A 23,007-nucleotide genomic window follows, 5' to 3' on the forward strand; every position below is an offset into this window, starting at 1 on the left:
AGTTGGCATACTCCATAACTGGCTTTATTTACAGTACTAACCTGTGTGGATTAACGTGACTGCTTTTACACTTCGCCCCTACCAACAAGATGCCGTTGACGCCACGCTGCGTCATTTTCGCCAACATGACGAACCGGCGGTGATTGTCTTACCCACCGGCGCGGGAAAAAGTCTGGTGATCGCCGAGTTGGCGCGGGTTGCGCGCGGTCGCGTGTTGGTGCTGGCGCACGTCAAAGAGCTGGTGGCGCAAAACCACGCAAAATATCTCTCCTACGGGATGGAAGCGGACATTTTCGCCGCCGGGCTGAATATCAAACAGAGCAGCGGCAAAGTGGTGTTTGGCAGCGTGCAGTCGGTAGCGCCCAATCTGGCGGCCTTCGGCGGCGAATTTTCCCTGTTGATCATCGACGAATGCCACCGAATTTCTGACGACGAAAACAGCCAGTATCAACAAATTATTCATCATCTGCGCAGCAATAACCCGCGCCTGCGCCTGCTGGGCCTGACCGCCACGCCTTATCGGCTGGGCAAAGGCTGGATTTACCAGTATCACCATCAGGGCATGGTGCGCGGCGACGCCGACAGCCTATTCCGCGACTGCATTTATGAATTGCCGCTGCGCTACATGATTAAGAACGGCTTTCTGGTGCCGCCGGAGCGGCTGGACATGCCGGTGGTCAGCTACGATTTCAGCCGCCTGCAAGCCAACAGTAACGGCCTGTTTAGCGAGGCGGACCTCAATGACGAGCTGCGCCAACAGAAACGCATTACGCCGCATATCATCAGCCAAATTGTCGAGTTCGCCGCCGAACGTAAAGGCGTGATGATTTTTGCCTCGACGGTCGAACACGCGGGCGAAATCTACGGCCTGCTGCCCGCCGGGCAAGCCGCGCTGATCAGCGCCCAGACGCCCGCCATAGAGCGCGACCGGCTGATCAACCAATTCAAACAGCAGCAGCTGCGTTTTTTGGTCAACGTTTCGGTGCTGACCACCGGCTTCGACGCGCCGCACGTGGACCTTATTGCCATTCTGCGCCCCACAGAGTCTGTCAGTTTGTATCAGCAGATTGTCGGCCGCGGCCTGCGACTCTCTCCGGGCAAAACCGACTGCCTGATTTTGGATTACGCCGGAAACCCGCACGACATTTTCACCCCTGAAGTGGGCAGCCATAAGCCGGGCAGCGACAACAAGCCGGTGCAGGTCTTCTGCCCTGCCTGCGGTTTCGCCAACATTTTCTGGGGGAAAACTACCGAGGACGGCACGGTTATCGAGCACTTTGGCCGCCGCTGTCAGGGCGTGTTAGAAGATGACGAGGGGGAGCGAGAACAGTGCGATTTCCGCTTCCGCTTCAAAAGTTGCCCGCACTGCGGCGCAGAAAATGACATCGCGGCGCGCCGCTGTCACCAGTGTCAGGAGATTCTGGTCGACCCGGACGACATGCTGAAAGCCGCACTGCGCCTGAAAGATGCGTTGGTGCTGCGCTGCGGCGGCATGAATCTGGAAAACGGTCGCGATGAGAAAGGCGAATGGCTGAAAATCACCTATTATGATGAAGACGGTGCCGACGTCTCCGAGCGTTTTCGTTTAAGCACACCCGCCCAGCGCATGGCGTTTTTGCACAATTTTCTGCGACCACATCAGCGTGCGCCGGGAGTGCCGCTTGAGTGGCAAACCGCCGCAGACGTGGTGGCCCAGCAGGTATTACTGCGTCCTCCCGACTTTGTGGTAGCGCGGATGAAAGGCCAGTTCTGGCAAATTCGCGAAAAAGTTTTCGATTATCAGGGGCGCTATCGGCGGGCCAATGAGCTGCGCGGATAACATCCAGATAGGCCTTTTAGTCCTAATGACAATCCGGTATAATGCCGCCCGCTTTCGCCTCGCGTGGAAGCTGTAATACTCAACTCGTCACTCGGTCGCAGGTGGCGGGGCAAACATTCTTATATAGAGAAACATACATGTTCACTATCAATGTAGAAGTACGTCCAGAAGCAGAGCAGGGCAAAGGTGCGAGCCGCCGCCTGCGTACAGAAAACAAATTCCCAGCTATCGTTTACGGTGGCTCAGCTGCTCCAGTTTCCATCAAACTGGACCATGATTCTGTTAAGAACATGGAAGTTAAAGCGGAGTTCTACTCTGAAGCTATTACTCTGGTTATCGACGGTAAAGAAACCAAAGTTAAAGTTCAGGCTGTACAGCGTCACCCGTTCAAGCCAAAACTGGCTCACATCGACTTCGTTCGCGTTTAATCGCTAACTAAGTTGTAACGCATCGGGACGCCGTGCGAGAACAAATAAAAAACGCCGCTCAATGCGGCGTTTTTTATATCCTTCATACTTGAAGCTGCCGCTGCGTTGGCCGCTCTCGCCAACCCGAATCACTGACCAACGTCAGCTCATCGGGATTGACTCCCTTGCCGCCTTGCTGCAACTCCAATTATTTCGGCTATACCTGTGTTCGTATTACTTTTTACTTACTCGACGATCGACGTTGCAACTGGTCGCGCAGATTCGGCGGTGTGCCTTTAATAGTCAAAGTATCCGTGGCCGGGTCCCAGAAAATGCGCTCGCCCATCAGCATGGCGTCGAAATTGATGCTCACCCCGCCGCCGCTACCGGCAAACTTGGTTAACTGGCGCAGCGTGCCGCGATCGGCCGGGAAAGTCTCTTCCAGCTGATAACCCTGCTCTTGGGAAAACTCTTTAAATTTCTTGTCGTCCCAGGGTGGCAGCTCGTCGGACAGCGCGTCGAGGGAGATCTCCTCCCCTGCCTGAAGCTGTTCGTTGCAGTAGCTATAAACCTGCTGGCGCACATTTTGGCGTTCGTTCTTATCCAACTGGGCTTCTGCACAGAAGTCATCCACCGCCTGCAATAAGCCACGGTTTTGCGCTTTAGTGTCCAAGCCTTCTGCCGCAGCGAGGAAATCCATAAAGAAGTCGGAAACTTTACGACCCACGCGGCCTTTCAGGAAGGTCAAATAGCGGGTGGATTCTGGATTGGTTTCCCACTCGGTTAAATCAATTCGCGCGACAATGTCGGCATGGTTGATGTCGAGATAGTGAATGCTGCTGACGTCCAGCTGCTCGTTAACACGCATACTGCTGCGGCTGTTGAGCACGGCAATCAGTAAATACTCAACCGCCAGGAAGCGATAATGGCAGAACAGCACCACGCCACCTTCGGCAAAAGGATATTTCGCCAGTTCATCGCGCAAACGGCCGGTGGCCGCGCGGCTAAAGCCAAGGAAATCCTCATCGCCTTTGCGGCAGGCGCGCAAAGACTCGGCCAGTTCGCTATCCTGATTAAACAGCCCATAAGCTTTGCTTTTCGCGCTGTACACGCGATGCAGTTCGGCCATCATCTCTTCAACCGCGGCATTCGGGGTTAACAGCGTATCGCGCAGCACAACGTCCAGCGTTTGCTCGTCACGCTTGTTCAACTGGTGTAGAGCAATCTGCTCGATATCCAGACTCATGGCTTCTCCTAAAATGAGTGTCTTTATATAAATGCTGTAGAAATATCTGAAAAGGGGGCGGCTTGGTGGAATGATTTTTTCGCCGAGGCGGGTATTCAAACACTTAATATAGAGGGCTTGCAACCGCAAAGCCTTGAAGTTGGAAACACAAATAAATACATCTCATCAATACCCCAACGTTCAACACATTATAAAAATGCGGAAACTGATGCCACGATACGTTAAGATATTGCACTTTGTCAGGCTTTGAGCACATTAATCCATGCCACAATCATCTCGTTACAGTGACGAACACGTTGAACAGATCCTTTCGGAGCTGGCCACCGTACTGGAAAAACACCGCGCGCCCACCGACCTCTCGTTGATGGTGTTGGGCAACATGGTGACCAACTTAATTAATACCAGTGTTGCGCCAACCCAGCGCAAAGCTATCGCAGGCTCTTTTGCTGGCGCGCTTCAGGCGTCAATAAGAGAAGATAAAGCCCATTAATCAACTATTTGCCCAAAACCTCTTATGGTGACAAATCGTCAGCGCTATCGCGAAAAAGTATCCCAGATGATCAGCTGGGGGCACTGGTTCGCCCTATTTAACATTCTGCTCGGTCTTGGACTCGGCAGCCGCTACCTCTTTGTCTCCGACTGGCCCTCTTCTCTCGAAGGACGCATTTACGCGTTGGTAAGTTGGCTTGGGCATTTCAGTTTTATTGGCTTCTCCGCCTACCTGCTGATCATCTTCCCACTGACCTTTGTGGTGATGTCGCAGCGGCTGATGCGTTTCTTATCCGCCATTTTAGCCACCGCAGGTCTGACGCTGTTACTGGTCGACACCGAAGTCTTTACCCGCTTCCACCTGCACATCAATCCTGTGGTGTGGGAACTGGTGGTCAACCCCGGTCAAGGCGAGCTGGCCCGCGACTGGCAGCTAATGTTTATTGCCGTGCCGGTGCTGTTCCTGATCGAAATGCTGTTTGGCACGTGGGCATGGCAGAAGCTGCGCAGCCTGAACCGTCGCAATTTCGCTAAGCCGATTGTGGCGCTGTTTATCGTCAGCTTCTTTGCCTCGCACCTGATGTATATCTGGGCCGATGCCAACTTCTATCGCCCAATCACCATGCAGCGTTCAAACCTGCCGCTCTCCTACCCAATGACCGCGCGTAAGTTCCTCGAGAAGCACGGCTTGCTGGACGCACAGGCTTATCAGCAGCGTCTGATTGAACAAGGTAACCCAGAGGCGCTGTCGGTAGAGTACCCACTCAATGACATTAGCTTCCGCGACACCGGCCCTAAATATAATTTATTGATGATTGTGGTGGATGGTATTCACGCCTCGACCACGGTCAAAGACATGCCCGCGCTGACCGATTTCGCGCGGCAGAACGTCAGTTTCAACCAGCATTATAGCTCGGGTAATCGCGTGGATAGCGGCCTGTTTGGCCTGTTCTACGGGATTTCGCCAACCTATATGGAAGGCATTATTGCCGCGCGTAAGCCTTCTGCGCTGATGTCCTCGCTGGCGAAACAGGGCTACGAGTTTGGCCTGTTCTCCTCCGACGGCTTCAACAGCCCACTCTACCGTCAGGCTTTGCTGACCGACTTCACCTTGCCGACCCCGGCGGCGCAGGGCGATACCCTGACTACCCAGCAGTGGCAGCAATGGCTGGCCGCGCGCGGAAGCCGCCCTTGGTTCTCTTACGTGAATCTGAACGGCGTCTCGACGGCGCTGCGTCAAGGCAGCAATGCCGCCGTGCCGACTGGCAATGTCTTTATGCAGCGTTATCAGCAAGGCGCGAAAGAGGTGGATCAGCGCATTGGCGAGATTCTGCAAGAACTGCAAAAGCGCGGCGAGCTGGATAAAACCGTGGTCATGATCACCGCGTCGCACGGCATTGAATTTAATGAAAATGGCACCTGGGGTTCGGGCAATACCATGAACCGCGACCAGATGCGTGTGCCATTAGTGGTTCACTGGCCGGGCACGCCTGCCCAGTCCATTAATAAGCTGACTGATCATGAAGATGTGATGACCACCCTGATGCAGCGCCTGCTGCACGTCACCACGTCGCCAGCGGATTATTCGCAAGGTGAAGATCTATTTGCCGCCAAACGCCGCCATGACTGGATCTCCACCAGTGATAACGGCACGCTGGTGATCACCACGCCAACCCAGACGCTACTGCTGGAGCGCAACGGTGATTTCACGGCTTATGACGAACAAGGCAAACGCATCAAAGATCAGAAACCTGAACTCGGCCTGCTGTTACAGGTTCTGACCAATGAGAAGCGCTTTATTGCGGATTAGTTTTCAGACGACTCCACACTAAAAAGGCGTTTTCGTTGCAGTCAGTTTGGACACGGCCAGCGCGGAGAAACCGCAGCGTACTCAAGTACGTGAGGCTTTCGAGTACTGCCCGGGTTCAAAATGGCAAATAAGATAGCCTTTTTAAAACGCGGCCCACCAAAGCCGCGCCTTCATCCCCCAATATGACGTCCAGCCCGTCGTAGTACTCACTACCCTGCCCTTATCGATAATCACAAACGTCGGCGTGACGCCAATGTCCCACGAGGCGGAAATATCGCCGCGCGGGTCATTCACCACCGGCATGCTGATATTCTTACCCTGCAAATAGCGCTCGATTTTTTCCTTATCTCCAGAACGCAGCGCCACGCTCAACACATTGCCGCCGTTGGCCGCCAGCTTGCCAACGTCCGGCATGGTGAACTTACAGACGCTGCACCAGCTGGCCCAGAAGTAAACCAGCAGCGGCTGCTGCTGGCTTTTCTCATTGAGCGTCAGGGTTTGGCCATCGAGGGTCTGCAAGGTCTGATTGCCGAAATCGACCGGAGCCTGCGGCGCGCGCATGAAGTCCATGCCGAACAGCACCGCCATCAGCAGTACCGCGCCAACCAAGATCTCTTTAGCCCAACGCTTAACTTTTCCCATCTTTCACCTTCTTCAACTGGGCATTCACCAGCTCTTCTAAGTCCTGATAAGAGATAGCGCCGGGGATGATCTGGTCGCCAATAATGGTCGCTGGCGTGCCTTGAATACCCAGCACTTCGGCGATTTCCACGTTAGTTTTCAAGGTAGTGTAGCTTTCCGGTGTGACTTTTACTGGCGGCAGGCCAACTTTAGCGATTGCCGCGTCGATGCTCTCCTCGTCATGCGGGCCTTTTTTCGACATCAGGCGCTGGTGCAGCGCCATAAATTTGTCCGGCTGCTGCTCCCACACGGTCATGGCAGCGCGAGCAGAGCTGATGGAACTGGCGCCACGGAATGGCAGCAGTTTGAGCACCACCGCGACGTCCGGATGCTCCTTCACCACTCTCTCCAGCAGAGGATCAAACTGCTTGCAGTAAGGGCAGTTGTAGTCGGTGAAGGAGACCAGCACCAGCTTGGCGTCTTTAGCACCAAAGCGCGGCGTGGCCGGGTCGCGGAATAGCATATCCTCCGGCGTCGGGTTTTGTGGCGCAGTCTGCGCTAAAGCCATCGGTGAAAGGGCCATCATTAAAATCAGCATTAAGGTTTTCATTATTTATCTCCACGGGCGTCTTGCAGCCCTTTTAAAACGGCGTCGCGAGTCAGCAGTGGCGATAAAATCTCACCCGTTGGCAGGCCCGGACCATAAATTTGGTTGAAGGGAACGGCAACGCTGCCGCGCTTTTGCAGGAAGTCATTAATCGGTTTGGAAGGACGGCTCCAGTCACCGCGCAGGGCCACCAGGTTGTCGGCGGTCAGCGCTTTCTGCACGTCTTCGCGCAGTAAGACGTTAAATTTGTTGGCTTTGCAGGTGACACACCAGTCTGCCGTGACATCCACGAACACCACTTTGTTGTCCGCCACCGCCTGAGCAATCGCCTGCTCGGTTAGCGGCTGCCACTTCACGGCATCCTGTAATGGCTTGGCGCCGTTGGTATAGGAGAGCGCCGCCGCTAGCATCACCAGCCCTGCCACCAGCAGGCTGACACATAGGGCAATGGCGGTATTACGCGCCCCATAGCGGCGCAGCGAACCCACCACCAGCGCCAGCAGGAACACCGCCGCGACAATCAGCACGCTTTGCAGATTGAAGTGGTTAAGCATCAGGCTGAGCAGCCACAGCGACGCGGCGAGCATCAGCAGGCCGAGCGCCACCCGCAGGCGCAGCATCCAGCGCCCCGGACGCGGCAGGCGCAGCGCCAGTCCCGGCCAGGTTGCGATCATCAGCCACGGCAGGCTCATGCCGATGCCCAGCATCAGGAATAATCCCCACAGCACGGGCAGAGGCGCGGCCAGCGCGAAGGCCACGGCGGTGCCCAAGAAAGGCGCAGAGCACGGCGTGGCTAGCAGCGTCGCGAAAGCGCCCTCGGCGAAATTGCCCTTCAAACCGCCACGTTTTTGCGTCGCCAGACGGGTGGTCATGGCAGAAGGCAGGTTGATTTCGAACAGACCCAGCAGGTTGGCGGTGAACAGCGCGGTCACAATCACCATAAAGCCGATAAACCACGGGTTCTGGAACTGAATTCCCCAGCCTAGGGTCTGGTTGCTGTAGCGCAGCACGGTCATCAGCAGCGCCAGCGCGAGGAAAGAGCTGATAATGCCCGCCGAAGAGGCCAGGAACTGCACCCGAACGCTTTTACGGTCGCGCTGCTCCACCTGCAAAATCGAGCCGAGTTTCATACCCAGTACCGGCAGCACGCACGGCATCAGGTTAAGAATAAAACCACCGGCCAGCGCCATCAGCGCCACTTGCCACAGGGCAATGCTGCTCTGCGTAGCGGGTGCCAGAGGCTCCATCTTGAGGTCGAGCTGCTGGGCGATACCGCGATCCGCCAGCACCGCGCTGACCGGCTTGCCCGTCAAGTCTCCGGCTTTATCTCCCCACTCGTCGGTGACCGGCACGGTGATCTGCGCAAGCATGCCGTCCACCCTGACCGTCGGCTTGCCGAATGAGCTGCCTTCGAGGGAATCGATAAACAGCTCCGGCTGCTGCCAGCCTTGAGCGCGCTCGGCTGAAATCACCAAAGTGCCCTGCCGATAACCCGCAGACACCTTATCGGCCAGCCCCTGCGCAATCGGGATTTGCCCCATGGCGCTGGCAAAACGGCTGACGAAATCGCCTTGGTCGCCGCCTGCGCGCAGGTCCAGATTGAAGTCGTAATCGGTGAGGATACAGACATTGCTACAGGTCGGCAGGGTCAGGGTTCCCGCCAGTTTCTCAGGCACTTTGCCTTTGATAACAATCGGCAACGTCACATTGTCGTGATAGCCCTGCGTGGTTATTCCGGCGACGTCGAAACGCGCGGGAGTCGGCCAAGACCAGTCGGCCTTGGTTGATGAGTCTTGCCAGGCGATAACCGGCGCTACGCCGCCCTCACCCGGCGATCGCCAGTAGGTTTTCCAGCCTTTTTCGAGGCTGACAGACAGTAAAAGATGGGTTTCATCCGCCGCGCCGTCGGCAGGCTCAGCCTGAAAACGCACTTTGGCATGGCTGTTTTGCGGGCTTGCTAACCAGCCGGAATCCGCCGCATGAATGGCAGGTAGCCACAGCAGCAACAGGCTGGCAATCGCCGCCCTGAAGGCATAACGCATAAATTTTCTCCAAAAATAAAAGACAACATCCGAATCAAAAGGCGGACGTGTTTTTATTCCCGGAAGACGCAGAGCCGCAGATGCACCCGTAGTATCGGCACCGGAACGACTTCAGGCAGGCGAGTACGAAGAAGGGCCACGTTGCCCGGCGAGAGAAACGCCAGCAGCAAGCTAAAGACCAACAGCGCGAAATCAAGAATGACAGGAGGAACGGAAAGCAGTGATTTGCTGCTCAACTCGCAAGGAGTGGGAGTTTCAGTCAGATCGGACGTCGGCTGGGATGAGACCGTTTGGGACACCGCGTCCTGACGCAGAGAGGCAGACAACGCGTTCAGCCCGGCGATGCGCTGCGTCATACAGGTAAGTATGACCAGACAAGCCAGGCAGAAAAAGAGCAGTGCTGAACGCCGTTTTTTATCCATTAATCCCTCATGAAAGTACGCCAGTATTCTAGCCCCCGACCAAACATTCACAAGGATTATGTATCCGCCATTACAGGACTTTACGTTCAAGGTGCTGAAATGACACCCAATCCGTCGCCTAAAACATTGGAATCGGCCAAGCGATACTGTATATTTAGCCAGTTAATTACCTATTAAGGATTGAGACTAAATGTTAGTAGAGCTGGTGTATGACAAACGCAATGTTTCCGGCATTCCTGATGCCAACGATAAAATCCATGCCGAATTAACCAAACGCGTTCATCGCCTGTTCCCGGATGCGGCGGTGAAGGTCAAACCGATGCAGGCCAACGGCTTGAACACCTCGGGCGCCAGCAAGCAGGACCGTTCGCAGTTGAACCAAATGCTCGAAGAGATGTTTGAAGAAGCGGATGAATGGCTATCCGTTGAATGAGACAGAGAAAGGTTCGCCATTAAGGCAAATAACGGGTAAAAGCTGCTCAGCAAGTCGTATTTACTTACAAAGGGCAATTGAATTAAACATAACCCAGCAACGGCTTATTATAATATGTCTATGATACTAAAAATCATATCAATCAGAATGATGAGTCCTGTTATTTCCGCTGGGTTTTTAACCACTTCTGGGTCCATAACCCCCTTCGCGACGGCAGGCTTGTCATTTTTGGCACTATCACGCCCATGACTTTGCGAAGTAAACATGCCTCCAAAAAAACCGACTAAGCCGGCTGCACAACCCCACTTTTACTCGAAGCGTTTTGCCCTTATTTGTGTTGGCATTTTGGGTTGTATGGCATTTTTACTGGCCCGCGTAGGCTATTTACAGCTGCTGAACCGCCCGATGCTTGAGCGTCAGGCCGACCAGCGCTCTTTGCGCTCCACGGTGATCCCAGCAGATCGCGGCACCATTGCTGACCGCAGCGGGCATCCGCTAGCACTGAGCGTGGCTTCCAAAGATATTATTGCTGATCCCTTCCGCGTCCTTCAGCTGCATAGCGATCTTAATAGCCCGAAATGGCAGTATCTGGCGCAGGCGCTGAACATGCCGCTGCCCCAGTTACAGCAAATTATTACCAGCGATCCTAACCGGCGCTTTGTCTACCTTGGGCGTAAAATCGAGCAAGGCATTGCCAATGATATTGCTCAGCTGCATCTGGGCGGCATTACCAGCCAGCACGATGACAGCCGCTACTACCCGATGAGCGACGCCGCCGCCAATCTGGTGGGGATTGTCGGCACGGATAACGAAGGTCTGACCGGCATTGAGAAAGGCTTTAATACCCTGCTCGAAGGCAAGCCGGGCATGCGCGAATACCGCCAAGACGGCCACGGCAACGTGATTGGCGTGTTGAAGGAAGTCCCGCCGCAGCAGCCGCCAACGGTCAATCTAAGTATCGACAGCTTTATGCAGTACGTGATGTATTCACGCTTGCGCGCCGGCGTGATGCTCAACCAGGCGGACTCGGGTGCCGCCGTGCTGGTGGATGTGAATACCGGGGAAATTCTCGGGATGGCCTCCTACCCTTCTTATAACCCAAATAACTACGCCGGCGTTCAGCCAAAAGACATGCGTAACGTGGCGATAAGCGACAGCTTCGAGCCGGGTTCTACGGTAAAACCTCTGGTTGTGATGGTGTCGCTGGCGCGCAAAATGATCCGCCCGGACTCGGTGCTGGACACCCACCCGTACACCGTCAATGGCCACTTAATCAAAGACGTCGGCCACTGGCCTGCGCTGACCATCACCGGCGTGTTGCAGAAATCCAGTGACATCGCGGTATCGCACATGGCGCTGGCGATGCCCGCACAGGTGCTGGTTGACCTCTACCACTCCTTTGGCTTGGGTAAACCGACCGACTTGGGCATCGGCGGCGAGAGCAGCGGCTACTTCCCGCTGCATCGCGATCGCTGGGCTGACATCGAGCGCGCGACCTTCGCTTTCGGCTACGGCCTGCGCGTGACGCCGCTGCAAATCGCCCGCGAATACGCCACTATTGGCGCATTGGGCATTTATCGCCCACTGTCGATCACCAAGGTGACACCCCCGGTGATGGGTAAGCGCGTGATGGCGGCGGACGTGGTGCAAACCGTGATCCATATGATGGAAAGCGACGCCCTGCCCGGCGGCTCTGGCCTGAGCGCGGCGGTGCCGGGCTATCGTCTGGCAATCAAAACCGGTACGGCGGAAAAGCTGGGGACCAGCGGCAAGTACGATGGCGGCTACGTCAACTACACGGCGGGCGTGGCTCCGGCCAGTAATCCGCGAGTGGCTCTGGTGGTGATGGTCAACAACCCACAGGCGGGTAAACACTTTGGTGGTTCAGTGGCCGGGCCGATTTTCGGCCAAATCATGGGGCAGGTGTTGAATCATATGAACATTGCTCCTGACGCACTGGTGCCTGAGACGCCGCCGGAAACCATTATCAACGGCGGCCAAAAAACCAACTTAGTGCGCCGTAGCGCCAGCTCAGAGTGATTTTTTACCCGCGCAGACTGGATTTCTGCGACTAATATGGGTAACTTCCCGCTTGTCTCGCCCAGCAAGGGTAAGCTAAGAGGAAGAGTGAAAACTCTGAGAAGTAAAACGATGAAACGGCTTTTTATGGTTTTAGTGGTCTTTGTCGCAGTGTGTGTCGCCGTCATTGCATTAAATATGCACGGCACCGGCCCTTGGTAATAGGTACCAGCCACTTTCCAGAGAGGGGTGATTTTGCCAACAGGTAAGCGATTTATCCTACTGATTATTGCGATTTTGGTTGGCATCGTCGTACTCGACGATATTATCGCGCGGGTTATCCACTGGATCTTACTGCACTAATCAATGGCCCGTTGGGTCGGAGCGAGTCTTCTCCGTCATCGGGTCATTTTTTTGCCTTACCCCTGAATTTATAAGGGTTTTCTTTCTCAACAACACCTCTCTGCTACTTAAGGCTCCTGCGCCATCACGGCGAAGTTGTGTATAATAGCTTATCGAACATTAAGAAAGACGGGTTATGGCTCAGGACATTCATCTCACAATCGTCTGCGCACTCAGCAAATGGATCGAAGGCCATCTTGGGCGCGTTATCCACCTTGAAGAATTGGCTGAATACTCGGGCTATTCGCTGTGGCACATGCAAAAACTGTTTAAAGAATCTACCGGCATTTCGCTTGGTAAGTACATCCGTGAGCGCCGTTTGGCGAGCGCGGTCTATCAGTTAAGCAGCAGTGACACGCCGATTTTCGATATCGCGATGGATTTTGGCTTTGGCTCACAGTCGCATTTCACTTACATGTTCCGTAAGCGTTTTAACATCACGCCTTATGAGTTCCGCCAAAATCCCGATATCAAGCTAGAAGTCGCCCCGCCGCTGCATATCATTCATCAAAAAACGGCCTAAATTCGGTGTTAGAATCCAAAGTCGCTCAGTGAAGGATAATCATCCGGGCGACGCCCTAACGGCCAGTCGAACTTGCGTTCACTCTCTTTGATGGGCAAATCATTGATGCAGGCGTAACGGGCAAACATCTGACCTTCCTCATTAAATTCCCAATTTTCATTGCCGAAGCTGCGATACCAGTTGCCGGAATCATCACGCCATTCATAAGCAAAACGCACCGCGATGCGCGCGCCGTCGAAGGCCCACAGCTCTTTAATCAGGCGATATTCCAGCTCTTTGGCCCACTTGCGCTCCAGAAAGGCCACCACGGCGTCCTGCCCTTCGGCGAACTCACTGCGATTGCGCCAGCGAGTGTCTTCGGAGTAAACCTGACGCACGCGCTGCGGGTCGCGGCTGTTCCAGGCGTCTTCGGCTAAACGAACTTTTTCAATCGCGCTTTCACGGGTAAAGGGCGGCAATGGCGGTTTAATTGGCATAAGTACCTCATGAGATGAATTTTATGTAGACAACTCTGTCTACACGATTAAACTAGCTCAAGTAGACAGAGTTGTCTACACTGGCCATCGCCGAAAAATGAAATCAATCGCTGACTGGAAAACCCAATGCCTCTCTCTCCTTCTACTGACCTCAGTACGCTGGCTGCCCGCGACCGCATCCTGCTGACGGCTCATCAGCTGTTTTACCGCGACGGCATTCGCGCCACGGGCATTGATCTGATCATCAAACAAGCTGGCGTGACAAAAGTGACCTTTTACCGCCATTTTCCCAGTAAGAATGCCTTGATTTTAGCTTTTCTGGAGTATCGCCATCAGCGCTGGATGAGCTGGTTTGCCAACAGCTTGCAGAAAAACATGGCACAGCCGAATGCCCAACTCGCCGTTGCACTGCCAAAAACGCTGGAAGAGTGGTTCTGTGATGAGGATTTTCGCGGCTGCGCCTTTATCAATAGCGCGCTGGAATTCGCCGAAGCCCTGCCCGAAGTGACTACCCACGCGGCGCAGCATAAGCAGCAAATGGCTGAGGAGATTGCGCGTTACCTGCCTGAATCAGCACCCAATTTTATGGCACAGGCCATTGCTCTGCTGGTGGATGGCGCGATTGTCAACGCGCAGATTGGCGGAGAGAATAAGCAGGAGACGGCCCTGCTCTGCTCGGCGCTGGAGCTCTGGCTTGCTCCGCGAGCAGCCTAGGCGGCGAGCACAAAAAACGCGGCACGGGCCGCGTCTTCTGTTACTGCATCATTCTGTGTCTGAGAATGCCTGTCTCTTGTGGCAATGGTCCACGCGAACAGGTTAGAACTGGTACACCAAGCCAACCGCCGTGACGTTATCAGTATTGATACCGGCATTTTGGGTGAACTGGTTGTCATCAAGCAGGTTGATTTTGTAGTCGACGTAAGTGGACATATTTTTGTTGAAGTAATACGTCGCACCCAGGTCTACGAATTTGACCAAGTCCTGATCGTCGTAGTTGTTACCCACGCGGTCAGTACCCAAATCAGAGCCGCGAGTCTGGTTATAAGCCACGAACGGACGCAGACCGAAGTCGAACTGGTAGCTGGCGTAGGCTTCTACAGACTGAGCTTTGTTGGCATAACCGTAAGCTTCTGAATCCGTCGAACCGAAGCGTGACGCGTTATAGGACTGAGTAAACATCGCTGCCAGATAGACATTGTTGGCGTCATATTTCAGGCCGCCGCTGTAACCTTCGGCTTTCTTACCTTGACCCATAATGCCCGGCGCAGAGTTTTGCTCGTCGGTACGGTCTGAGTTGAAGAAGGCACCGGCCACGCTGACGCCAGCGCCAATGTCGTAGCTCAGAGACGCACCGTAGCCGTCGCCGTTCTGCGTCAGGACGTCACGCGTACCCGGCTCGCCGCCGCCGCTGTCGTTTTTACCTTGATATTGCAGAGCAAAGTTCAGGCCATCGACTAAACCGAAGAAGTTGTTGTTACGGTAAGTGGCTACGCCGTTGGTACGCTGGAACAGGAACTGGTCCGCGCCATAGGTGGAACCATCGAACTCTGGCTGTAAGTCGGTCCATGCCGCGACGTCGTATAGCACGCCGTTGTTACGACCGTAGTCGAATGAACCGTAATCGCCGAATTTCAGACCTGCAAAACCGTAACGGGTAAAGGAGCGGTTATCTTCACTTTCCGCCTGATTGGCTTGCACCTGATACTCCCACTGGCCGTAACCGGTCAGTTGGTCAGTGATCTGAGTTTCGCCTTTGAAACCAAGACGGATGTAGCTCTGATCGCCATCAGAACCTTTATCGCTCGAGAAATAATGTAAACCATCGACCAAACCGTAAAGGTCGAGTTTATTGCCATCTTTATTATAAACTTCTGCCGCACTTGCTGATCCTGCGACTAATAAAGCCGGGATCATAAGAGAAAGAATACGACGTTTCATTTTGAGCTATCCTCGTAGGGTGTCGAGCCTGCCACTGATTGATAAATGCAAGGTGAAGGTAAAACGTTTCGAATTATATGCTCGACATGGCAAATCCATTCTCTGGATATAAAGAGAATTAATCCAGAAAGAAAATGATACCAAATTAATGATAATGTTTCTGAACAATTATTAGATGTAAGAAAATATTAATGGAAGGGAACTTTTCGCTAGCTTTACACATGTTAAAATAAAGCACTAATCGCTAAAATACTGAAAAAACCTTACAAAACAACAAACTAAAATACATAACAGAGCACTAAGTGATAAAGCAAAAAAAGTGGGAATCTATATACTTTATCTCGCTATCATCATTATTGTTAATTATTACCCTCATTACCAGATTATCTGGAAACAACAACCGGTCTTATGACCGGTTTTTTTTGCCAAAAATGCGGTAGTTTCCCAATGTGACATTCCCATGAAAATGTTATTTCCTCGCGGTAGTATAATAATGACAATTCGCAAATAATTTACTTTTGACATATTAACTCCTTATTTCCTACATACTCCTTCCGTATTTCTTATCGCTATTTACTTACTGCCTTCACATTTCCGACAGCATTTTATTAATATCCGCTAGAAAAATAACCAGTAATAATGGCCATAAAACAGTCAGTTAATTAATCTTGCGGGTTTGCTCTCCACAAAGATCTCATTATTTGTACAGTATTAGTCACGCGGCGGGCGGATCCGGTACTATAAGAGCAATCTCGCTGATGTGATGATTTGCAACCGATACACTGTCGCCTATCTAAGGCACGTCGCGCGTTAAATTGATGACATCGCCACCCCTATACGTCCCGGATTGAAGGAATCTCATGCCACAAGAGAATCAGCACGACAACCTCTCCAAAGCCAGAATGCTTCTGGCAACCCGCCGTTTTGTTAAACTCGACGAGTGGCTGTTGTCGCTGATGCGCGGTTGGCAGAACCAAACTGATACCCACAGCGATTACGGTCTGGTGTTGCATCCGGGTACGCTGATCGCCGGGGCCGAAAATCATACTGTCGATCCGCTGGATATCCTCAGTGACTGGGCGCAGCAGTGCCCGCAGAGCTACCACGCCCACGTGCTGCTGGGGATGTTTTGGCACGAACAGGCTTGGATTATCCGCAATGCCAACGGCGAGCATATAGAAGATAGCCAGTGGCTCGGCGCCCAGCTGTGCTGTGACTATGCCGTATTGGCTTTCCTGCGCGCCATCGAGTTGCACCCTCGCCCAACCCACGCTTTCCGCCACCTGATGAACCTGACCGGCGGCTTTGGCGAACCTTACTGGCTGCGCGACCTGTTCGCGGGCAAAGCCCCACTGCCGCTGCATGAGAAATTCAACATTGCCGGCAGTCAGGTATGGCAAACCGGCGTGGGCTATCTGCACGCCATTGGCGTCGAACCCGCCACTCACTGGCCGCAAAGCCTGCCCGCCGCGCTGCAGCAGACGCGCAAGGCAGAGGAAGAGGCGCTGGATTATTGGCTGCGCATGGCAATGTCGGTGCGCCACAGCGATGTCGGCACCATGGAGTCCTACCTGATATTCCACTCCGCCGCTTGGGGCGGTGACGATAGCCAGCAAATGGCGATAATCGACGGCCCGCTGTGCGCCGAGTTTGATGAAGACGAGCGCAACCATTTCCGCGCCAACGCCCTGATTGACGCCCTCTCCGGTGAGATTGCCGATAAAGACTCCGAGCGCGCGCAGTACCTGCAAGCCCAGTTGCACCACCTGCTGGCTCAGCCACTGCCCGACGCCACCCGCATTCGCTTATTAGATTTGTACGGCACCTGCGCCGCCTATTGGCAGGATGACGATCAGGCCGGGCTGGAGATTTACGACCAGCTGCTTGCCGTCTCCCCGCAGGCCATGCCGGGCCATTTCGCCGCGATGTTTATTTCCAGAGCAGTGCTGGCGAATGAGCAACAGCAGGGGCTGCCGACGCTGACCACCCTGCTGATTCGTGCTATTAACCGGCCTGAAAATCCGGTGCTGGTGGCCTATGCCGCCACGGCAGTGCAATTTGGTCTGTATGGTTTGCCGCAGCAGCCCGAGCTGAGTGATGACTTGCTTGACCACGCCATTCGCCTGATCCAGCAGTCAGGCAGTGACAGCGCGACCAAAGATTTGATCACCATCGCTCACGATATGGCGATTAACGATGACTTCGACGCCGCCCACTTCCTGATGACCGAAATGGCCCGGCGCGGTAATGCCTTGCACACCTACGAGCTCTATTTCTTCTACCGTAACGGCTGGCATCAGGAGGTTCCTGAAGCTTTCCACAGCGACAGCAATGCGCTGGAATGCGTGCTCAGCGCCGCCCGTTCGGGGCTGGTTCCGGCCATGTTTGCCTGTGCCAACGCCCTGCGCGAAGGCATTGGCGGCGAGGTGGATTACCAGCAGGCCATGCAGTGGTATCAGCGCGCGATGGACGCCGGGCACGCCTCGTCCGCCTACTGGCGTGCCAGCTGCGCGTTGGATCTCGGCCCGGAGCAGGATAAGCGTCTGGCAGCCGAGCAGTGGTTGCCGGAGATCTTAATGAATCCGTCCCACCCTGAGCGCAGCGAAGCGGCTTATACTCTCGGCATGGCGTGGCTGACGGGCAGCGGCGTGAAGAAAAACCGCCACATCGCCGGCCAGTTTATGGAGTTTGTGTTGGAGTTAGATCCAAGCTCCGACGCCGCGCGTCAGGTTCTGGAAGAGCTGAGCGGCTCGCTGCGCGGCCGCATGAATCTGTGGCAGGACAAGCGTAAATCCGACGAAGCCGACGTGGTAGCTAAGTACCGGGTTCAGCCGGAGATTGAGTAAATCTTTCTTGCTCCTCCCCCTTCTCAGGGCGAGGAGCTTAACTCATCTTTCCCGCAGCGACTCTTTCACCTTATTCAGCGGCTTAATCAGATAATCCAGCACGGTTTTCTGGCCGGTTTTGATCTCTACGCTGGCCACCATTCCCGGCACTATTGGGAACTGGCGACCGGCTTTATTGGTTAACACGGCTTTGTCGGTACGGACATACACGCGGTAATAGAACTGGTCGCGCTTGACCTCATCCTGCAAGGTGTCTGGCGACACGCTCTCCACCTGCCCTTTCAAATCGCCATAGATCGAAGAGTCATAGGCGCTGATTTTCACCGTGGCTTCAAGGCCCGGGCGGATATAGGCGATATCGCGCGGGTTGATGCGGGTTTCAATCAGCAGCTGATCTTCAATCGGCACGATTTCCATCAGCTTGCCGCCCGGTTGCAGGACGCCGCCGACGGTGCTGACCTGAATATCTTTGACGATGCCGTGAACCGGCGAAAACAGCTCGGAGCGCGTCACCTGATCCTCTTTACCGGCCATCACTTGCAGCTCGGCGTCGAGGTCGGCGTTGTTCTTCACCTGCTCCTCACGGGCGCGAACCGCGTACTGGTTGATAGCATCATCGATTTTGCCGCGCAGCTCGCTGGACTGGCGCTGGAGGCGAATCACTTCCACCTGCCCCGCCGCGCCTTTCGCCACCAGCGGCTGGGTCATGCTGATCTCCTGATTGACTAGCTTTAGCGACTGTTGCAGGTTGCTGACGGTTTCGTCACGGTTCTGTTTTCGCGATAAATAGAGCTGGCGCTCGCGGGCTACCAGTTCCGGCGATTTCATAGTTTCCGGGCTGAATTTCAGCGGCGCGCCGGTCAACTCGGCGCTTAAACGCTCTGAAGAGGCGCGCAGCGTGCGCACTCGGGAAGCCGCCTCGCCGTAGTTGGACTGCGAACGGGTTGGGTCGAGCTGAGCCAGCAACTGACCGCGATTAACGATGGAGCCTTCCTGCACCAGCAGCTTCAAAATCACCCCACCGTCGAGGGAATCAATCTGCTGCGCCTTGCTCGATGGCGTGACCTTGCCCGTGCCGACCGTCACCTCGTCGAGGGTAGCGAAGTAGGCCCAGACAAAAAACAGCACCAGCCCAATCAGGGAAACCCAGACAATTCCCGACACCTTTTTCTGTTGAGCGTCCAGCTCATCGTGCAATGTTAAATGTGCCATATTCAGTCCTTATGCGCTCAGGCTGCGCCCTGTTGGTTACCGGAAGCAGCCGCGACGGCCGGCGTGGCGGCGGTGTTAGCGACCGCGTTACCCAGAATTTGATCGCGCGGGCCGTCGGCGATAACCCGGCCGTTGTCCATCACCACGATGCGATCCACCAGCTTGAGCAGCGCCGGACGATGGGTGACCACCACCAGCGTGCGGCCCGTCAGCCAAGTGTTCATCTGGCGAATAACATAGTCTTCCAGCTGTTCGTCCATCGAGGCGGTTGGCTCATCTAAAAGCACCACCTGCGGGTCACGCAGGATCAGCCGACTCAGCAGCACCATCTGGCGCTGGCCGCCGGACAAGCCGCGCCCGCCCTCATTAATAATCTTATCCAGACTCGAGGCATCGGCCTGCACCATGGAGAGTGCGCCGCTGATCCTCAGGGCTTGCAGCATCTCCTGATCGGTGGCGTGCGGATAACCCAGCATCAGGTTTTGGCGCAGCGTGCCGAAGAACAGCCGCGAATCCTGCGACAGATAGCAAAGCTGGCGGCGCACGTCGGCGGGTTCGATGCGTTTCATGTCCACGCCGTCGATGATCACCTTACCCTGCGACGCCTCGGCCTGGCCGGAAAGCAGCTTCAGCAGGGTCGATTTCCCAGCACCCACCTTGCCCAAAATCGCTACGCGCTCGCCCGGTTTAATCTCCAGTTGGCCAATCCCCAGCACGTTCGGCGAGTTCTCTTTGTCATAGGTATATTGCAGATTGCGCAGTTGATAGTGCCCGCTCAGGGTCGGGCAGTGCGACAGCTCGGCGTCTTCCGGGCGGTCGATAGGCTTTTTCAGCAGATCGTCCAGCCCTTTCATGGCGCTTTTGGCGTGCTGCCAGCGTGAGAACACCATGGTCAGCTGCATCAGTGGCGCGATGGTGCGGGAAGAAAGCATGCTGCTCGCCACCAGCGTACCGGTAGTGATGTCGCCGCTGAGCACCAGATAGACCCCCGCCACCAGCATGCCAGCGTAGGTCAATTGCTGGACCGTCGAGGCCCAGCCGGTCAGCCGCGCGCCCCACAGACGCTGCTTCATGCCGACCGAGGCGCTGACTTCGTGAGTCTGCTCCCACTGGCGCTGGAAGTAGGCTTCGGCCTGTAAGGCTTTAATATCTTCAATGCCTTCAATGGTTTCCACCAGCACCGCGTTGCGCAGCGCCCCTTCGCGCATCCCCTCTTTCGCCAGCTTCGCCATCGGCCACTGGATCAGAATGCCGGGAATGACAATCAGCGGAATAGCCAGCAGCGGAATGATCACCAGCGGCCCGCCGATAAAGAACATGATGCCGAGGAACAGCAGCACGAAAGGCATATCGGCGGCGGCGCTGACGGTGGTGGAGGTCAGCAGTTCGCGCACCTGATCGATTTCACGCAGCTGGGAGATAAAGGAGCCGGTGGACTTCGGCCGATCATCGTTTTTGATGTTCATGGCGCGCACAAAGAACAGCGACGAAACCTTGAGGTCGATGCGTTTGCCCATCAAATCTGACACCAGCGTGCGCATCAGGCGAATAACGTATTCCAGCGCGGCGGCCAGCACCACGCCGAAGAACAGCACCCACAGGGTGGGCAGTGACTGGGCCGGGATCACCCGGTCGTAAATCTGCATTGAGAACAGAATACCGGCCAGCGCCAGCACGTTGCCAATCACCGACGCCAGCGAAATCTCTGCGATTTTACGCCCCGCGCCGCGAAAGTTATCCCAGAACCAGTGCTTCTTATAGGGTTGAACGAACTCGTCAATGCGCTGGTCGCGACCGCGCGCCGCCACGCCGACTAAAAACACCGGGCCAGAGCCTTGTTGAAGTAAGGTGGAAAGCTCGGTGGAGCGCAGCAGGTCGCCGCCGTCGGTCAACCAGTAGTCGGCCTGACCGTCATCGTGCAGCCGCTCAATGACCGCGATGCCGCCCTGCTCGAGCTGGATAATGGCTGGCAGCACTTCCGGCCGCCAACGGACCTTAGTCCAGCTGACCATGCCAACCTGTAGCCCAATCAACCCACTGAGGCGGTCAAGCTGGCGGCCCAGCGACTGATTTTCAAACCAGCGCATTTGCTGGCGCAGATAGAGCGGGTCAGAAGGTTTACCAAAAATTTCAGCCACGCGCACCATGGCGCTGATCCAGACATCAATCGACGGCGGTGGAGCCTTGGCCGTGGCGTTAGAGCGGGTTTCTTCACTGTTCGTTTCGGTACTCATATCGCCTCTTTACGCATTCTGTGCGGACAATCGTTTTATAAGGGGTGGTCAGAGAGAGGGAATGGTGTCACCGGTCTCTTTTTGTCGGTCGATGCCCAACATATCCACCAGATTGTCTACGGCTGCGGCATAGCGCACTGTGGCATCCCAGCCGTCGTACAGCGCGCCGATGCGCATGGTGTCAGCCTGAAAAACGTCTTGCTCGACGCTAAGTAAGTCGTTCAGGCTGCGTTTGCTCAGTTTGTACTCGTCCTGATAGACGCTGCGGGTGTGGGTGGCGCTGGCGTATTGGTCCTCGCCCGCCACTTGCCGCTGTTGGCCGCCAATCATGTCGGCATAGGCCGTGGAGGCTTTCTGGTTGATGTCCAGCTTGGCTTTCTCCACGTCGGCCTGCGCCGCCTGACGCTCACCCTCTGCGGCACGGGTTTTGGCGCTGACCGCGCCGCCCTGATAGACCGGCGCATCCACCGCAAGCTGGAGCTGGTCGTCCCAGTAAGAGCCGCCGCTGCCTGCGGCATTCTGGTAACGGGTACGTCCCGCCTGTACTTTGATGGTTGGCCAATGTTGCGATTCCGCCTGATTCACCCGCTCAATCGCCGCCTGCTGCTTGGCCTGAGCGGCGCGAACCAGCGCGCTGTTTTCATAGGGGATTTTGTTCAGTGTGACTTTTTGGTTGAGCAGGCTTTGCGGTAAATCCGGCAGATTGTCGGAGACCACGCCGGTCAGCACGGTGAGCTGGGCCTGTGCCGAACGCTGCTGGGCACGGTATTGTTCGACGGTGGCGCGCATCCCGGCGATGCGGGTTTCGGCCTGTAACACGTCAGATTGCGAGCTTAACCCCGCGTCGGCGCGCAGTTTTGCAGTGTCCGCCACGCGTTGCAGTGATTCAATGTTATCGCGAGCCGCCACGCTCAGCGCCTGATAGCGCTTCACTTGCAGATAGGCTTGCAGCGTACTCAGCGCCACGTCGGTCATGGTGCCGTAAAGGGCGTAACGGTAGGAGTCGGAGAGGCGTTCTTGCTCGTCGATGCTGCCGCCGGTGCGCCCAAAGTCATACAGCAGCTGGCTGAGCTGAATGCCGCCAGACGCGTTGTTATCCAGCGTGCCGGAGGAGTCGGTTTGGCGCGACTTACCTGCGGTCCCCTGCAAAGAAATTTGTGGATACCAGGCACTTTTCGCCACATCAAGGTTGCCCGCGCCCACGCGAATTTGCGCAGCCGCCTCGGCTATCTGTGGGTTGCGAGCAAAGGCGCGCAGTATGGCATCTCGTAAAGTCAGGCTAGATCTCATCTCCTCGGTAGGTGCTGCTTGCCAATCAAACTCTGGCTGTTTCTCAGCCGCGAATACTTTCCCACTGTTTGCACCAGCAACAACTATCCATATCGTCCCCAGTACCACGGCAAATTGCCGCGATGATTGTTTCTTTTTCATGAGCGACACCACTTTTCTCGCCGGATTATT

19 protein-coding genes are annotated in these 23,007 nt (G+C 55.3%); 9 read left to right on the forward strand and 10 right to left on the reverse strand.

All coding sequences use genetic code 11. The features are described 5' to 3' along the window. The first annotated feature begins 55 nt into the window (after positions 1-55). Together ACT3RT_RS02840 and rplY are read left to right on the forward strand one after the other, a co-directional pair. The gene (locus ACT3RT_RS02840) at positions 56-1,819 is read left to right on the forward strand and encodes a DEAD/DEAH box helicase (protein WP_496202465.1); all 1,764 of its coding nucleotides are present in this window, start codon (positions 56-58) and stop codon (positions 1,817-1,819) included. 137 nt (positions 1,820-1,956) lie between these two features. Further along, on the forward strand, positions 1,957-2,247 hold the full coding sequence (rplY, locus tag ACT3RT_RS02845) for a 50S ribosomal protein L25 (protein WP_353502731.1): 291 nt from the start codon (positions 1,957-1,959) through the stop codon (positions 2,245-2,247). Positions 2,248-2,467: 220 nt separating this feature from the next. Here the strand turns inward: rplY and yejK are convergent, their stop codons facing one another. Next, entirely contained in the window at positions 2,468-3,472 is a 1,005-nt protein-coding gene (gene yejK, locus ACT3RT_RS02850; RefSeq protein WP_353502732.1) for a nucleoid-associated protein YejK, read from the reverse strand. A gap of 262 nt (positions 3,473-3,734) precedes the next feature. On the opposite strand from yejK, the gene ACT3RT_RS02855 reads away from it, so the two are divergent. Then, positions 3,735-3,962, forward strand: coding sequence for a YejL family protein (locus tag ACT3RT_RS02855; RefSeq protein WP_034791669.1), 228 nt, complete (start codon positions 3,735-3,737; stop codon positions 3,960-3,962). A 24-nt stretch (positions 3,963-3,986) separates the two neighbouring features. Then, positions 3,987-5,771 carry an LPS biosynthesis-modulating metalloenzyme YejM gene (gene yejM / locus ACT3RT_RS02860; protein WP_485901357.1) on the forward strand — a complete coding sequence of 595 codons (1,785 nt, stop codon included), beginning with the start codon at positions 3,987-3,989 and terminating at the stop codon, positions 5,769-5,771. A gap of 141 nt (positions 5,772-5,912) precedes the next feature. Here the strand turns inward: yejM and ACT3RT_RS02865 are convergent, their stop codons facing one another. The 4 genes from ACT3RT_RS02865 to ACT3RT_RS02880 are packed head-to-tail and all read right to left on the reverse strand — an operon-like array spanning position 5,913 to position 9,463. After that, a complete protein-coding gene (locus tag ACT3RT_RS02865) occupies positions 5,913-6,413 on the reverse strand; it encodes a protein disulfide oxidoreductase (RefSeq protein WP_496202466.1) in 501 nt (166 codons plus the stop codon). Beyond that, a complete protein-coding gene (locus ACT3RT_RS02870; RefSeq protein WP_353502735.1) occupies positions 6,400-7,002 on the reverse strand; it encodes a DsbA family protein in 603 nt (200 codons plus the stop codon). Before ACT3RT_RS02870 ends, ACT3RT_RS02865 begins: the two co-directional genes overlap by 14 nt. Then, positions 7,002-9,041, reverse strand: coding sequence for a protein-disulfide reductase DsbD family protein (locus ACT3RT_RS02875; RefSeq protein ID WP_496202467.1), 2,040 nt, complete (start codon positions 9,039-9,041; stop codon positions 7,002-7,004). Before ACT3RT_RS02875 ends, ACT3RT_RS02870 begins: the two co-directional genes overlap by 1 nt. A 53-nt stretch (positions 9,042-9,094) precedes the next feature. Continuing rightward, positions 9,095-9,463 (reverse strand): copper resistance protein, encoded by a 369-nt coding sequence (locus ACT3RT_RS02880; RefSeq protein WP_353502737.1) that lies wholly within the window; start codon positions 9,461-9,463, stop codon positions 9,095-9,097. 190 nt (positions 9,464-9,653) lie between these two features. Here ACT3RT_RS02880 and ACT3RT_RS02885 point away from each other — a divergent pair, with 190 nt between their 5' ends. The 3 genes from ACT3RT_RS02885 (at position 9,654) to ACT3RT_RS02895 (ending at position 12,840) form a co-directional block, all read left to right on the forward strand. Then, the gene (locus ACT3RT_RS02885) at positions 9,654-9,896 is read left to right on the forward strand and encodes a DinI family protein (RefSeq protein ID WP_034791675.1); all 243 of its coding nucleotides are present in this window, start codon (positions 9,654-9,656) and stop codon (positions 9,894-9,896) included. 264 nt (positions 9,897-10,160) lie between these two features. Then, positions 10,161-11,936, forward strand: coding sequence for a penicillin-binding transpeptidase domain-containing protein (locus ACT3RT_RS02890; protein ID WP_353502738.1), 1,776 nt, complete (start codon positions 10,161-10,163; stop codon positions 11,934-11,936). A 517-nt stretch (positions 11,937-12,453) separates the two neighbouring features. Next, a complete protein-coding gene (locus ACT3RT_RS02895; protein WP_034791678.1) occupies positions 12,454-12,840 on the forward strand; it encodes a helix-turn-helix domain-containing protein in 387 nt (128 codons plus the stop codon). 8 nt (positions 12,841-12,848) lie between these two features. Here the strand turns inward: ACT3RT_RS02895 and ACT3RT_RS02900 are convergent, their stop codons facing one another. After that, positions 12,849-13,316 carry a nuclear transport factor 2 family protein gene (locus ACT3RT_RS02900; protein ID WP_034791680.1) on the reverse strand — a complete coding sequence of 156 codons (468 nt, stop codon included), beginning with the start codon at positions 13,314-13,316 and terminating at the stop codon, positions 12,849-12,851. Between the two features lie 126 nt (positions 13,317-13,442). Between ACT3RT_RS02900 and ACT3RT_RS02905 the strand changes: the two genes are divergently transcribed. Then, positions 13,443-14,030, forward strand: coding sequence for a TetR/AcrR family transcriptional regulator (locus tag ACT3RT_RS02905; protein ID WP_496202468.1), 588 nt, complete (start codon positions 13,443-13,445; stop codon positions 14,028-14,030). 102 nt (positions 14,031-14,132) lie between these two features. Here ACT3RT_RS02905 and ompC read toward each other — a convergent pair whose 3' ends face one another. Further along, positions 14,133-15,254, reverse strand: coding sequence for a porin OmpC (gene ompC / locus ACT3RT_RS02910; protein ID WP_353502741.1), 1,122 nt, complete (start codon positions 15,252-15,254; stop codon positions 14,133-14,135). Positions 15,255-16,114: 860 nt separating this feature from the next. Between ompC and ACT3RT_RS02915 the strand changes: the two genes are divergently transcribed. Beyond that, entirely contained in the window at positions 16,115-18,100 is a 1,986-nt protein-coding gene (locus ACT3RT_RS02915) for a DUF4034 domain-containing protein (RefSeq protein ID WP_496202469.1), read from the forward strand. Positions 18,101-18,142: 42 nt separating this feature from the next. Here the strand turns inward: ACT3RT_RS02915 and ACT3RT_RS02920 are convergent, their stop codons facing one another. Genes ACT3RT_RS02920 through ACT3RT_RS02930 form a run of 3 tightly spaced genes read right to left on the reverse strand, consistent with a single transcriptional unit; the run spans position 18,143 to position 22,977 of the window. Then, positions 18,143-19,312, reverse strand: a complete 1,170-nt coding sequence (locus ACT3RT_RS02920) for a beta-barrel domain-containing protein (RefSeq protein ID WP_353502743.1) — start codon at positions 19,310-19,312, stop codon at positions 18,143-18,145. Between the two features lie 17 nt (positions 19,313-19,329). Then, a complete protein-coding gene (locus ACT3RT_RS02925; RefSeq protein WP_496202470.1) occupies positions 19,330-21,546 on the reverse strand; it encodes a type I secretion system permease/ATPase in 2,217 nt (738 codons plus the stop codon). Between the two features lie 48 nt (positions 21,547-21,594). Further along, complete coding sequence (locus ACT3RT_RS02930) at positions 21,595-22,977, reverse strand: TolC family outer membrane protein (RefSeq protein ID WP_185689674.1); 1,383 nt, start codon at positions 22,975-22,977, stop codon at positions 21,595-21,597. Positions 22,978-23,007: the final 30 nt, after the last annotated feature.

It is taken from the genome of Ewingella sp. AOP9-I1-14, from assembly GCF_052375995.1.
In the GTDB taxonomy this organism is placed as follows: Bacteria; Pseudomonadota; Gammaproteobacteria; order Enterobacterales; family Enterobacteriaceae; genus Ewingella; species Ewingella allii.